The sequence below is a fragment of the Corynebacterium poyangense genome (genome assembly GCF_014522205.1).
GTDB classification, from domain to species: Bacteria; Actinomycetota; Actinomycetes; order Mycobacteriales; family Mycobacteriaceae; genus Corynebacterium; species Corynebacterium poyangense.
This window is the reverse complement of record NZ_CP046884.1, coordinates 978,121-992,851: the sequence shown is the minus strand read 5'-3', so window position 1 is coordinate 992,851 and position 14,731 is coordinate 978,121. Positions and strand designations below refer to the sequence as shown.

Below are 14,731 nucleotides of genomic sequence, written 5' to 3'. Positions count from 1 at the left end.
CTCCTACGCGTACGCTGTACCTGGAAGAGACTTCTGTCACCTCCGTGGCAGCAATAAAACCAACTATAGAAGTGAGGCGAGCACCTGCTGTGAGCAGCGCGAGTACATTCGGCCAGAACCAGTGGCTGGTAGATATGATGTACCAGCAGTTCCAGGATGACCCGAAGTCGGTTGATCCGGAATGGCGGGAACTATTCGAGTCCGGAGAAAAATTAGCCGATTCCGCAGCCGCTGCTTCGGCTTCCGGAGCAACTAAGAAGAACACCAAGTCTGCCAAGACGAGCAAGGCGGACGCCGGACTTGGGGTTGAAGCTAAGGACACTCCACCGGAGAAAATAGCTGAGAAGGCGCGTCAGGCTGCTCCGAACCCCCGCGAAGTTGAGCAGGCCCGCAAGGAAGCCACCCAAAAGAAACGAGAGAATTCTCCGTTAAATAAAGTTAAGGAACAGCCCTCGGCTGGAAAGAAACCGCTCAAGGGTCTTTTTAAAGCCATCGCAAAGAACATGGATGAGTCTTTAGAGATTCCGACGGCTACTTCAGTGCGCGATATGCCTGCCCGGTTGATGTTTGAAAACCGGGCCATGATTAATGACCAACTCAAGCGCACCCGCGGCGGCAAAATCTCGTTCACCCATATTATTGGTTATGCCCTGGTCAAAGCCGTTATGGCCCACCCGGATATGAATCTGCGCTACGAGGTTATTGATGGGAAACCTACCGTAGTTACGCCGGAGCATATCAACCTCGGTTTAGCAATTGACCTTCCCCAAAAAGACGGAACTCGGGCCTTGGTCGTCGCCGCTATTAAAGAGTGCGAAACCAAGAATTTCTCTGAATTCGTTGACGCTTATGAAGACATAGTTAACCGCTCTAGGGTAGGAAAACTCACACTGGAGGATTATCAGGGAGTCACTATTTCCCTAACTAACCCCGGTGGAATAGGTACCCGACATTCCGTTCCCCGACTTACCAAGGGACAGGGCACGATTATTGGTGTCGGTTCTATGGATTACCCGGCTGAATTTGCCGGTGCCTCTGCTGACCGTCTCGCTGAACTAGGCGTCGGAAAGCTTGTCACTATTACCTCGACGTATGACCACCGCATCATTCAAGGTGCCGAATCCGGTGACTTCCTGCGCACCATGAGCCAACTGCTCATTGATGACGCCTTCTGGGACGAAATCTTCGAATGCATGAAGGTTCCTTATACGCCGATGCGTTGGGCTCAGGACATTCCTAATACTGGTGTCGATAAAAACACCAGGGTCATGCAGCTCATTGAGGCCTATCGTTCTCGGGGTCACCTCATTGCTGACACCAACCCATTGAATTGGCATCAGCCAGGGCTTCCGATCCCCGATCACCGCGATCTCGATATCGCCACTCACGGCCTAAGTCTCTGGGATCTGGACCGCACCTTTAACGTGGGTGGATTCGGCGGTAAAGAAACCATGACTTTGCGTGAGGTTTTGAGCCGGCTGCGCTCCGCCTACACGCTGAAGGTAGGAAGCGAATATTCCCACATTCTGGATCGCGATGAACGGCTTTGGCTCCAAGACCGGTTAGAAGCTGGGATGCCTAAGCCCACCAATGCCGAGCAGAAGTATATTCTTCAAAAGCTCAATGCAGCCGAGGCCTTTGAGAACTTCCTCCAGACCAAGTATGTTGGCCAAAAGCGTTTCTCGCTGGAAGGTGCCGAATCTCTCATCCCGCTGATGGACTCCGCCATTGATACCGCTGCGGGCCAAGGTCTTGACGAAGTAGTTATCGGGATGCCGCACCGCGGGCGCCTCAACGTGCTCTTTAATATCGTCGGTAAACCGCTGGCCACCATCTTCAACGAGTTTGAAGGCAACATGGAGCAAGCCCAGACCGGCGGTTCGGGCGACGTAAAATATCACCTTGGCGCTGAAGGTCAACACATTCAGATGTTTGGTGACGGGGAAATTAAAGTCAGTTTGACCGCGAACCCCTCGCACCTAGAAGCCGTTGATCCGGTGATGGTGGGTCTGGCTCGTGCTCGCCAAGACATTCTGGATAAAGGTCAAGAAGGCTACACCGTCATGCCGCTCATGCTGCATGGAGATGCCTCTTTCGCTGGCCTGGGAGTAGTTCAAGAAACACTCAATCTGGCTCAACTTCGCGGTTACACGGTCGGTGGAACAGTACACATCGTCGTCAACAACCAGATTGGTTTTACCACTACCCCAGATTCCGGACGGTCCTGCCACTACGCTACCGACCTTGCTAAGGCCTACGGTTGCCCAGTCTTCCACGTCAATGGTGATGATCCGGAAGCCGTAGTGTGGGTAGGCCAGCTAGCTACTGAGTACCGTCGTCGCTTCGGTAAAGATGTCTTCATTGACCTGGTTTGTTATCGTCGACGCGGACATAACGAAGCTGATGATCCCTCCATGACTCAGCCAAAGATGTATGAATTGATTAACCACCGTGAATCGGTTCGTGCTCATTACACTGAGGATCTTGTTGGACGCGGTGATCTTTCTAATGAGGATGCTGAAAAAGCTGCTCGCGACTTCCATGACCAGATGGAAAGCGTCTTCAACGAGGTGAAAGAAGCGGAGAAGAAAGGTCCCCAGGAGCAAACGGGCATCACCAGCTCTCAGGATCTTCCGCATGGTTTAGAAACCAATATCACTCGAGAAGAACTGGTAGAGATTGGAAATGCTTATTCCAACCTTCCAGAAGGTTTCGAATTCCACTCGCGAGTCAAACCAGTAGCTAAGAAACGCCTCGCGTCAGTCACGGAAGGGGGAATTGATTGGGGCTGGGGTGAGCTCATCGCCTTCGGTTCCTTGGCTAACGCTGGAAAACTTGTCCGTCTAGCTGGCGAAGATTCCCGGCGCGGCACCTTTACTCAACGACACGCTGTGGTTTATGACCCCCAGACTGGTGAAGAATTCAACGCCCTTCACGAACTTGCCCAATCCAAGGGTGAGGGCAAATTCCTGGTCTATAACTCCGCTCTCACGGAGTTTGCTGGTATGGGATTTGAGTATGGCTATTCGGTAGGAAACCCTGATGCCGTCGTGGCGTGGGAAGCTCAGTTCGGTGATTTTGCCAATGGTGGGCAGACCATCATTGATGAATATGTCTCTTCCGGTGAAGCTAAGTGGGGACAACTGTCCTCGGTTATATTGCTCTTACCTCATGGTTATGAGGGCCAAGGGCCGGACCACTCTTCAGCCCGAATCGAGCGTTTCTTACAGCTATGCGCTGAAGGTTCTATGACCGTAGCTCAGCCCTCCACCCCTGCTAATCACTTTCATCTCTTGCGCCGTCATGCACTTGGTGGGCTTCGTCGCCCCTTGGTGGTGTTTACTCCAAAGTCCATGCTGCGTAATAAAGCCGCTGTGTCCAGCGTGGAGGACTTCACTGAAACCAAGAAGTTCCAGGCTGTCATCAACGATCCACGCCTCGTCAACGCTCACCATGAGGTAGTTGGCGACGTGGATAAAGTAAAGACCATCATGCTGTGCTCCGGCAAGATTTACTATGACCTAGAAAAGAAGCGGGCTAAGGATAAGCGTGATGACGTTGCTATCATCCGGGTAGAGATGCTGCATCCTATTCCTTTCAACCGCCTCAAGGAAGCCTTCGATGCCTTCCCGAATGCCGAGGAAATTCGTTTTGTACAGGATGAACCGGCCAATCAAGGACCGTGGCCGTTCTATAACGAGCACCTTCCCAACCTAATCCCAGATATGTTGCCATTGCGTCGTATCTCTCGACGTTCGCAGTCTTCTACCTCCACGGGTATCGCGAAAGTCCACCAAGCTGAGCAAACTCAGCTACTAGAAGAAGCATTTTCATAGCTTCGTGAAGCTCGGGATGCCAGAGCTTTCCTAGCAGAAGAAAGGCTAATGACCGCAAATTAAAGAGTAGTCACTAGCCTTTCTTATATAATCGGCGAGTTAGCTGACTAAAAATAACTGACTTCCAATACCGTTTTCCCTAAACAAAAACGACGCCAAGCCACCATTGAAGCGGATAAGTAACCCTTCTGCTACACCACTATTAATCAATTGCCTAGACTCCGTGTCATACACTGAGTATGCCCCAGCGGAAAACGGTAAGCCATTGCGCTCACCAAATCCACAAATATATCTTTGATTATTTTCTATAAAGACTGGATCTGAACACTGGAAATCAGAATCAATACTGACGGCCATACCACCATTCAAGACCATAAAAGTATTGGTTGAATAAGGGTCATTTGAAATCATTTCATCGACACGCTCTAGGCCACGAGTCCGTTCAAATAAATCGTACGTGCGGAAAATAACATGATAACCATTATAGGAAATTTTCGCACCACCTAAAGCCTTCGTTGAGACCGTCTTTTCCGGAATCAGAGCCATATGCTCATCAAACCTACGAATTCCACCGGACACTGCATCGATAACATATCTATCATCACCAATAACGTCAAGATATTCATTAGCCGAAAGCTGAAACTCCGCAACTACACCGGATTTGACATCTAAAGTTCTCCTCAGCAATCGACTATCATGCTCACCGTCATAAGAAGCGCAATTCTCAACCAACACCAATTGGGACTCATTTTGTATCCCACCCTTACAAGTACTATCATGTGACCATTTCATATTTCCATTTGAATCAAAACCAATAGTTTTCGTCAATCCGGACTCTGTATCAAGACCAGTTCCTACAACTAAATTGTTACTAAAGATTCCCAAGGGACGAATAGCCTTAAACCCTTCGGGTAAAGCAAAAACTTTACGAGTACTGAGGTCAACAAAATAGCCATTATTACCGGACGAATACATTGCCACGCCGTCAAAAACATTAACTAGATTGTCCGAGGCTGAAACAGGAGGAAGAATGAAGCCCTTAAAAATCACGTGATAATCTTTAACGCTAAAAACCCGATTGCCATCTACAATAAAATTTTGAACAGAATCAAAATGCGGATTTTTTAATTTATGATCACCTAAATTAATTCCAGAAGGCGAATCATCACCGACCACATCAGTCCAGCGACCAAGAAAAGATCGATACGCAGGCGAGGAAACAGATACCTCACCCACCTTATCCCACAGATATCCTCGAGTAGACCAAGCAAATAAACAAATAACTAGCACCAAGCCTAAAAGCAAAACTCGATTGAAGCGAGATTGGAAAAATAAGCACACCTTGGTGGATTTAAATCTTCCAGCCATTATTTCATCTGGAGAAACGTCCCTACCAACTTCTATATTTTCAGATATATTTTGACTATACATTTAAGCACCTTTTGAAAAAATCAACAAAGGCCTTGAAACATCAATACGTGGACGAATTAAAAGAACTACAATAACATACAAAAGCATTAGGAGTCCACCCGAAATGAAATGAAATTTCAAAACCACAATACACATAAGCGAGGATCCAATTACACTAATGAACAAATCCCGGTATGGATAAATGTCTATCCTACTCCTCAAAGCGATTTCCGAACTAAGACAACGCCAGGCGGTAACTATTGTAATCACCAAGACGGTATAAACTATATTATTAAAGTAATAGGCGATAGACGTTGATAATGCCAATGCTATAAGAACCGATAAAATATTATTAACCATAAGAAATCTCTCCATCCTGAGAGCCTTTAAATAAGTCATATCTAAGACTCGGTATCTAGCCTCAAACAACATCATTGGGAAAAGAATTCCTAAAACTATAACGGGAAACTTATATTCCGGCAAATACAAACCAATAAATAAAGACAAGGGGAAATAGCAAAGCAGCGAAAGGGTAAGGAATAAAGTCAAAGGAGCGGATATTTTATTATAGATAAGACTATAACTCTCAATATCAAACCGTTTAAGATAAGGGAAAATAACAATTGATATTGCCTGGCCGAAAGTAATAACTAAATTCGCGATAGTAAATGAAAAAGAAATATATCCAAACGCTGCTAACCCCCAGTGATAATGAATCACCATGCGAACAATGCCATTGATTAATAATGAACAGAAATTAGCTACTACCACATACAGGCCAATGCTCATGGACTTGAATATCTCGCTTTTCAATTCACTAAAAGAAACATCAGACCAAGATAGGAACTCTTTAGAAAGATAAAGAGAATAACTAAAGCCCACTGCTTTCGAGAATAGGTCCATAAATATTATGCCAATAAACCCGCGATATCCCGTAGTTAGGATTGCCGCGGCCCCAAATAAGTAAACCAATTTTTCAAGGATAATAATTTTAGAAAAGTCGACAATACTGGATGTAGTTTGCATCATTGCCGTAAGTAACAATCTGGGTACATAAAATAAATTTGAAAATACGACACATATAACCAGCCAATACCACGTATCTAACGGCTTCCACCAGATCATAATCGCAATAGCAAAAATCGAAAATATGAGGTGGAAGCCAATAAGAGATTTCAGTTGAACACTGATAAGCTTTGAAGGAACGTTCTCCTGGGAAAAACCGCCGTACATAAGATAAGCTCCATCAGTCAGGCCAAGTGTTAGATAACCGCCATATATTGACCACATGACATATACCTGCCACCATGAATACTCCGTATGCCCGAGAATTCCGGGGAGTACCAGTGTTAGCAATCCCATAGTGACCAAACTGATAAAATTCACAGCCACTGAGAGAAGTAGCTTTTTCATAGTGGCACCTATGAACGAAGTGAACCATTGCGATACCTTAGACACCAAAGCGAAAGCTAATAATAACGCGATGAAAAGCAAATTCGCGGGTTGAAATAAGGTAGTCACGAATCCTGTCGCTTCACCTCGAGGGGCCCAGATAATTAGAGGAATTAAAAGATAACGTAGGATATCCTGCCGGGCCGAACATCCTATACCATCCAACCAATATAATAAGGCTCCATAGAGAAACGCGATGATTATGACTCCAATTAGCCCAAAATCAGCATGTGCTTCGGCTATAAAAGAGCTTCCGTAGCCACCCCCACGTAAATATAAAGGTTTATCCAAGGCATACGTCAACGCTCTGCTTAGGCTGGCGCCATTAAGAGCGTTTTCTACAGTATTACCATGCAGGACTGGAATTCCACGAAACCGGGCAAAAATTCCATAGTATAAAAATGAAAGTGAATAATAGATATCCTGGTTTAAATGGTCATGATACAAAAGCTCACGCTTCAGTACCATAATAGAAACACCCTGCTGATACAATAAATTTAGGACAGGTGAGGTGAAGGTATCACGTCCTGTTCCCCTAGAGTGTTCAACAAACTCCAAGATCAGTATAGCTGAAATAATCCCCAGCACAAGCAGTGAGCATGCAGTAAAAGTCCGCTGTTGGAAAAATTTGATGATTACATGGTTACACTTCAATATAAAAAATATTACTAGAATTAGTAGCCCAACAGTCGCATTAAACCTTTGTCCCGTTAACAAGGTTAACGCTAAGTAAATTACATAACCACCAATTAATAAGAGAGATTTCTTATTGACTTTGCTAAACGCTAGAATACTGCTGAAGCTTAGCTGCAACATCTGTTCACATTTTGTCAATAGAATCAGCCAAGGTTGATCCGCGGAGGACTTTGCAAACTCCGTATATAATGATAGGTATCCATTTTGTAAAACATAGCTAATTTCATAACTCTTTTTAAGGTAGGATACCATCAACAAAAAAATAAAGAGATAAACTAAGGATGATCTAATATCAAGCTGATACAAATACTTCAGCCTTCCTAAATTTAATTCAAACCTTGCAAAATCTCTATTGCGGAAGCGTAAGAAATCATGGACTATATGATAACAATTTCCACCTTTTCGCTTTTCCTTACCAGCGTATTGCAAAATTGAGTAGGAAAAAATCATCGCAATTAAGCAACTTGCAAGCTCAACATAAACCCATTTATTTACATGCTGAGGAAAATCATTTATACGTAAGTTAAAGGTAAGATCTATAGTTTCCCTACCCAATAATACTGCGCCAAAAAACAGGTAGAAAATTACAGAGACCATACCCGATTTACCAAGACTAATAAGATACCCAAGCCAGGAAATCCATATGGCCAGCACAAAACCAAATATTAACGCATCACTGTTGAACGCTAAAAATAAAAATAGGACGGAGAATGCCACTATAAAAGCAATTAGCCGTATACGCAATGGCAAATCAACTTTATTAGATAGTTTTAGATAGCAAACCATATTTTACCCACTCAGTTAAACTGAAATGCCCGGAGATTGCACGAACAATTCCTCAATATTTAATATAAACTTTGAGTAATTGACCTCGGCATTCCAATTTTTTTCCCAGGAATTAAGAGCGTTGCGTCTGTAAGAATCCTTTCCCTTATGATTTAATGACGCAAATTTCTCTAATGCATCGGCTATTAGGGAAGGACCTGGATTAGCTGGAAGCAAAATTCCGTTATCATCATTTACAATCTCTACATTCCCGCCCACAGCAGTCGCCATAACCGGTACCCCAAAACTCAATGCCTCCATAATTGAAACCGGAACACCTTCTATTGTAGATACATTGACCAATAAGTCACAACTTTCCGATGAATACCATTTCATTATCTTTTCCCAAGCAGTATTCCCCATAACATGGACATTAATATTTTTTCCCAATAGGGATACTTCAGCTATGATATTTCGGGCTTCTGGACCGCTACCAAAAATAGTGCAATCAATATCAATATTTTTAATAAGCTTTAATGCTTGAACTAATAATTCAATTCTTTTTTCCGGAATCAGTGCTGAACATGTGGCTATCTTGAGTTGACTGTTTTTAGATCTGGATCGGCTATTATTATAACCTGACCTATTCACCCCTAAACGGCTTACGACAAATTTATTCTTGTGTTTCGAAAATCGATTGGTCAAATATTGGTAGCCGTGGTCTGACACGCAATATACTCTATCTACGGATTGAAAGGTTAATTTACGACATGGCAAATAATTTTTTGGATTTCGATATTCATATAGATCTTTGCTATGCGCCCTGGAAATTACTTTTATATTATTATTCGGAAACTTGTTTGCCACCATTCTAGCGACGTATGGTTGATATTCTGATCGATATGCATATATTACTAATTCTTCATCAATAGTTGGATGCCATGATTTTTTTACATCTTTGAGAATCTGATGCTTTTCATAATGTGCCCGTGACAGAAATTTACACAGGTTCTTTACCGTGGTCATATTGAGATTACCGGCATGTGAAAGATATATCACTTCTTCATAAAAGTGTACATCTAAAAGGACCCTGATTATCCACAAAAAATATACGGCAGGATGTCGCTGAAATATTTTGCCGACCTTTATTCCAGGATCTATAGTTCTGCACGTTCGGAGTTGCTCTTTTCGGAGCATCAGTGAATAGATATAGATATCATATTTACGAACCAAATAGCGCAGTTCAGTAGCCAGATAAGGTTCCCATGTTCCATAAGGAAAGGCGTTTGCCAATATGATCATTTTTCTCATTGGTAGATCCGCTACTCGTATTCAACCTTTTCTAGTAACACTTGCAATTCCGCTTCTACTTCCTCTAGCGTGTCTCCATGCACTAAAAGTTGCCCAACGTAATCATTTGATGATGTTGGTGCTGACACTGTCGTCATGGTTGTAAGAAAGGAAGTGAGATTAGAATTTGGCGTTTCACCAGTTACTCTGACACGAGTTATTTTTTTCCTGTCATTTGAATACAACATTCTGACTGCTATTGCCGGTTGAGGATCACACCTATTTCGCCATAACTCCTCGACACCCAACCCCAATGCTTCTCGGATAATTAGTTCATTATAATCAATCCCAAAACGACTCGAGATACTTTCGACCAGTCCGTTAGCCCCGGCGCGATTTGTGATCTCAATTACATAAATCTCACCTTTACTATAGGCAAAATCGATATTTACTGCTCCTGTCGTGATTTTTAGGGCATTAATCGCATTTACTGCTTGGATTCTAGCATCTTCCATAATACTTGTATGTTTAAATGGAAAACTGTGCAGTACAGGGATGGGATTATTCTTGGAGAGAACCTCATCATTATGGAATTCAATAAATATTATCTCTCCGTCAGCCAAAAATGCTTGTGCCCCAAATTCATAGGATATGTCTAAATATTCTTCCACTACCCATTTTTCAGACGGGTGCGTATTCCTCCAATTGCTAATTTCTTCTACCGTGTCTAAGATTTCAACCCCGGCGGACCCTTGTCCAACAATCGGTTTAGCGATTACCGGCAATTGCAAATTGTTCACTATGTCCTGATCTGTTGAATTTTCATCAATAATGAATGCTTTTGGCGTATTTACCTTCTGATCATTTAATTTTTCTTTTAATAGTTTTTTAGAAACGCAAGCTTCAGCAGTAAAAACAGACGGCCCGATAAGATTTTTTTCGGTTACGAGATACGCTTGTGCCAGCAGTGGAGTATCAGAGCAGGTACTTACCACGCCGTCTATATCATATTTCCGCAAGGAAGATAAGACCCAATTAATGTCAGTTATATCACACTCTATGATCTTATCCGCATATAGTAAGCACGGGTATTTTTCATCCCGGTATTCAGTCAAGACACTCAACTGAATACCCATTCGTTTAGCGCATTTTGCTAGGCCTAGATTGGCGCGACCTGCACCCAACAAGGCTAATTTATAACGACCAGATCCTGAACCGATCGAGTGATTTCTTAAGGTAATGCCTTCGATGTTCACCATATTTTCTCCCCACTCCATTGAAGACACCGTTGACGGGCCTCATTAACATCTTTACCAGTACATATCACTTCACCAATTCGTGAAGCTGAATCCAATTTTCCTTCCGATAAAGCCGAAATGGTCTCAGGCAAATGCGCATGGACAACGCCTTTAACTACGTGGTTTCCGCACTTAGCAAATCTGTCGGAATTAAAGTACGGTAAAATGTACCGAATAGCTGTTCCCTGTTGCTTTGTTCTGCGAAAATCTGCGCGCTTGCCACAGGCGTGGTTAATTGTGGCGGCCAACAAATCGACTCCAGTAGACAGTGGTACAAGATGGGACGTTATAAAGTCGCCACCTAGCCGAGCACCTACTTCTACAATTCTTGGAGTTTCTTCTCTATCAACAATAATCTCTACATGCGCTGGTCCTTCATCTATTCCAAGAACATCAACCGCGTCCTCGGCTAAAGTTAAAATATTTTCTTGAATATCTGCTGCAAGCATGCAAGGCTGACTATGACCAATTTCTACGAATTCTGGAGAACCAGTCGTAGCTTTGTCTGTGATCTCAGCAAACCGTACCCGACCGCCTTCCATGAACATCTCAACCGACACTTCTGGACCATGCATGAATTCAGATACAATAAATTTCCCATAGGTCGACGCTGCAGTCGAGTATTTCCATGCAAATCGCAGATCTTGATCTTTCAATGAAGCGATCTTCACAACCCCACGAGAACCAGAACAATCCACAGGTTTAATCAAAATATCTGGATCAAAAGCTGCTTTGCATTCATTCATCGAAGCAAGGTCGGATGATGAGTCTATACTAGCTAGTTCAAAAGCCGCAGATCTAAAATCATCGTAACTACTAACGACTGTATATCGTGGTATCGCTAAATCTACACTTTTCAGCGCCCCCATCATCTCCGCTTTATTCGTGCACCGACGCGCACAATCGGGCCCAATTGACTTCAGGCCAAGTTTCTTAGAGACAGAAGATATAACGTTAATCGGTAAATCAGTTGCTGCAGTAATAATTGCAACAGGATCAATTCGTTCTGCTACTTTCTCTACCCCAACCCTATCGACAGTCGATATCTCAAAGAACTCATCACAGAGAAACCTACCGTCAGCGTTGGAATTACGATCTAAGACGACTGTCCGGTAACCCAAATCTGCGGCTTTTTTAATTAATGGAATTTGAAGAACAGATGCGCCTAATATAATAATACTCTCTCGCATATCCACATACCGGCCTATTAACTCACGATATTCTTAGCTGATACGACTGCTAGTAAAGTTCGGACCAATATTTTAAAGTCAAGATAAACACTCATATTATCCACATAATAACAGTCCTTGATATATTTTTCACTCGCAGGAATGGAATTACGGTAATATGCTTGAGTAAAACCGGTAATTCCAGGTTTCACTACTAACCGCTTCTTTTCTAGATCACCCAAATCTTTATAACTTCTTGTCGACATATCAGGCCTAGGACCAATTATTGACATATTCCCCTTGAGAACATTAATAAGCTGAGGCAGCTCATCAATGGAGGTTTTTCTTAATATGCCGCCTATTTTAGTTACTCGTGGATCCTCCACACCATTGACGGTAGAGTAATCCGGCTTCCTTATATCAGGAGCATTATTAATCATCGTCCTGAATTTATATATAACAAACGTCTGCCCATTCATCCCTCTTCTTAGAGAGCGATAAATTATGGGACCACCGCTAGTTAAATAAATTGCAGGGCCAACTATAATGAGTGTCAATACCAATGTGGGAAACAATAAAATTGCGCATAATAAATCTAAAGTATTTTTTATTAAAATGTAACTGCAATCTTTATTCTTCACACCACGCATTAAAAAACCTGTCCTTTATCTAAAGTTAATATCTTCGGATTATCGCGAACAAATTGAGACACTTGATCGGTACGCCATGCATCAGCTAACTGATTCATAGCTTCTGGGTCAGCAATGACAATAGATTGATCACCTTCGGTGCCCACACCCTTATTTGGCATTGATATAAAAAGTAAATCATCATCAGCCATGTTATAAAAGCTTTTCATTAATTGGCGGACATCTGAAAATTCAAAATTTCTATCTACGACGATAGATTCTGATAAAATATCGATGAAACTGTTTATTTTGGCTGCGTTTTTAAGAATTCCTTGTTCTTGAATTGTTTGATATATTGCTTGAATCCATAGCATTTGACGCCGTGTCCGATCAAAGTTCCCATTAGGCAATTGATATCGTTCTCGCACGAAATTCAATGCAGATTTTCCATCGTAATGCTTTGTACCTTCAGTGGTCGTGCTCATATCCACGCCGCCTACAGCATCAGTAAGTTTTACAAATCCGTTGAAGTTAGCTACTGCACAATGATCAATTCTTATACCGCTGAAATTCTCTACGGTTCTTATCGCTAAGGGCATTCCTCCATAACTATATGCCCAATTAAGTTTTCCCTTTCCGTATCCTGGAATATCTACCCAAGTATCGCGTTGCAATTCTAATACATTTATTTTGTGCGATATCTTTTCTACTTGAATTATCATTATTGTATCACTGCGTTGGCCTCTCTCCTCCCATTCGGATATATTCGGATCGCTATTGCGCGCATCTGTTCCAAGAATCAAAAAGTTCATTGAATTTTGATTAATTTCTGGACGCCCGGTATCTTCGACTGTTCCTACATCAATCCGTGTAATTTGCCGGTTGATCTTCATATAGCTATAACTGAATATCACCGATATTATTAATGTAATTAATAGCATTATCGCCAATAAGGCGGTAACATATTTTCTGTTCATAGCAAATTTCAGAATTTTCTTGTATCGCGATTTTCAAACAACAATTTTTTTTATCGTTTCAATGATACGAGTTACCTCATCATCAGATAGTGAGCTGTAGATCGGCAACGAAACAGTTTTACGGAAACATTCTTCCGCAACAGGAAATTCCTCGGGTTTATAACTATATTGTTGTTTATAATAAGGATGCTTGTGCAAAGGAATAAAGTGGACCGAGCAACCTATTTCATTTTCCCGCATCACCTGGATGAAAGTGTCACGATCCACTCTAGAATCTGACAATATTTGTATGGCATAAAGATGCCAGCTATGTCCCCTTGCTTCGCTTTCTTGTACTGGTAATTTTATTGGAAGTCCATCTAATTCTACTGTCAGCCGTCGAGCAATTTCCGTTCTTCTAGCAGTCATTTCATCAAGACGTCCTAGCTGAACTCGGCCAATAGCAGCCGCGATATCGCCGAGATTATATTTAAATCCTGGAGCTATAACCTCATAAAACCACGAAGCGTCCAGCGATGAATATCGGTCAAAAACATCTCTGGAAATTCCATGCAAACGCATGGTCTTTGCCCGTCGCGCCAGCGCCTTATTTCGCGTGACTAGCATGCCACCTTCTCCGGTAGTCATAGTTTTTGTGGCATAGAAAGAGAAGCACACTGCTTCCGTGGCATCTTCTGGCTGGATATCGCCAATCATTCTTCCACCACTCATCGTTGGTAGGCTATGTGCGGCATCCTCAATGACTTTTAGTTGATGCGAATGAGCGAATTTATTAAGCGCGTCACGATTGACCGGTAGGCCTGCAAAATGGACCGGTATTATCGCTTTTGTCATCGGACTGACCTTGGTTTCCGCATCCTCAAGAGACATTAAATACGTATTTGGATTGCTATCCACTAAGACTGGATCTGCCCCTACATAGCGGACTACTTCAGCTGTTGATGTGAAAGTCCATGTTGGTACTAACACCTCATCCCCAGGGCCAATTCCTAAGGCCTCTACCGCTAGATGCAACGCAGCGGTCGCGGAGTTTACTGCAACACATTGTAATTCCGAACTGCCAAGATATTGTGCAAATTCTGTTTCAAATTTCTCCGCATTTTCTCCTGTCGTAACCCAACCTGATCGAATTGCATCTGCAGCTGCTTGCACTTCCTTTTCGGTGATATCAGGCTTAGCAAAAGGAATTCTACTCATAATCTTGCCTTT

General features: G+C 42.8%; 9 protein-coding genes. 1 reads left to right on the top strand and 8 read right to left on the bottom strand.

Features of this window, described 5'->3' with window-relative positions; all coding sequences use genetic code 11:
- Window positions 1–89 precede the first annotated feature (89 nt).
- Window positions 90–3,836, top strand: a complete 3,747-nt coding sequence (locus GP475_RS04695; RefSeq protein WP_187975477.1) for a multifunctional oxoglutarate decarboxylase/oxoglutarate dehydrogenase thiamine pyrophosphate-binding subunit/dihydrolipoyllysine-residue succinyltransferase subunit — start codon at window positions 90–92, stop codon at window positions 3,834–3,836.
- A gap of 99 nt (window positions 3,837–3,935) precedes the next feature.
- Here the strand turns inward: GP475_RS04695 and GP475_RS04690 are convergent, their stop codons facing one another.
- The 8 genes from GP475_RS04690 to GP475_RS04655 all read right to left on the bottom strand — a co-directional run bounded on the left by GP475_RS04690 (window position 3,936) and on the right by GP475_RS04655 (window position 14,719).
- Window positions 3,936–5,267, bottom strand: coding sequence for a hypothetical protein (locus GP475_RS04690; RefSeq protein ID WP_187975476.1), 1,332 nt, complete (start codon window positions 5,265–5,267; stop codon window positions 3,936–3,938).
- Window positions 5,268–8,180, bottom strand: coding sequence for an O-antigen polysaccharide polymerase Wzy (gene wzy / locus GP475_RS04685; RefSeq protein WP_394367410.1), 2,913 nt, complete (start codon window positions 8,178–8,180; stop codon window positions 5,268–5,270).
- A 15-nt stretch (window positions 8,181–8,195) separates the two neighbouring features.
- Window positions 8,196–9,452 (bottom strand): glycosyltransferase, encoded by a 1,257-nt coding sequence (locus GP475_RS04680; RefSeq protein WP_187975474.1) that lies wholly within the window; start codon window positions 9,450–9,452, stop codon window positions 8,196–8,198.
- Window positions 9,453–9,481: 29 nt separating this feature from the next.
- Complete coding sequence (locus tag GP475_RS04675) at window positions 9,482–10,708, bottom strand: ATP-grasp domain-containing protein (RefSeq protein WP_187975473.1); 1,227 nt, start codon at window positions 10,706–10,708, stop codon at window positions 9,482–9,484.
- Window positions 10,702–11,937, bottom strand: coding sequence for an ATP-grasp domain-containing protein (locus GP475_RS04670; protein ID WP_187975472.1), 1,236 nt, complete (start codon window positions 11,935–11,937; stop codon window positions 10,702–10,704). Before GP475_RS04670 ends, GP475_RS04675 begins: the two co-directional genes overlap by 7 nt.
- Before the next feature lie 17 nt (window positions 11,938–11,954).
- The gene (locus GP475_RS04665) at window positions 11,955–12,557 is read right to left on the bottom strand and encodes a sugar transferase (protein WP_262485236.1); all 603 of its coding nucleotides are present in this window, start codon (window positions 12,555–12,557) and stop codon (window positions 11,955–11,957) included.
- An 8-nt stretch (window positions 12,558–12,565) separates the two neighbouring features.
- On the bottom strand, window positions 12,566–13,438 hold the full coding sequence (locus GP475_RS04660; RefSeq protein WP_187975470.1) for an LCP family protein: 873 nt from the start codon (window positions 13,436–13,438) through the stop codon (window positions 12,566–12,568).
- Window positions 13,439–13,555: 117 nt separating this feature from the next.
- Window positions 13,556–14,719, bottom strand: a complete 1,164-nt coding sequence (locus tag GP475_RS04655; protein ID WP_187975469.1) for a DegT/DnrJ/EryC1/StrS family aminotransferase — start codon at window positions 14,717–14,719, stop codon at window positions 13,556–13,558.
- Window positions 14,720–14,731: the final 12 nt, after the last annotated feature.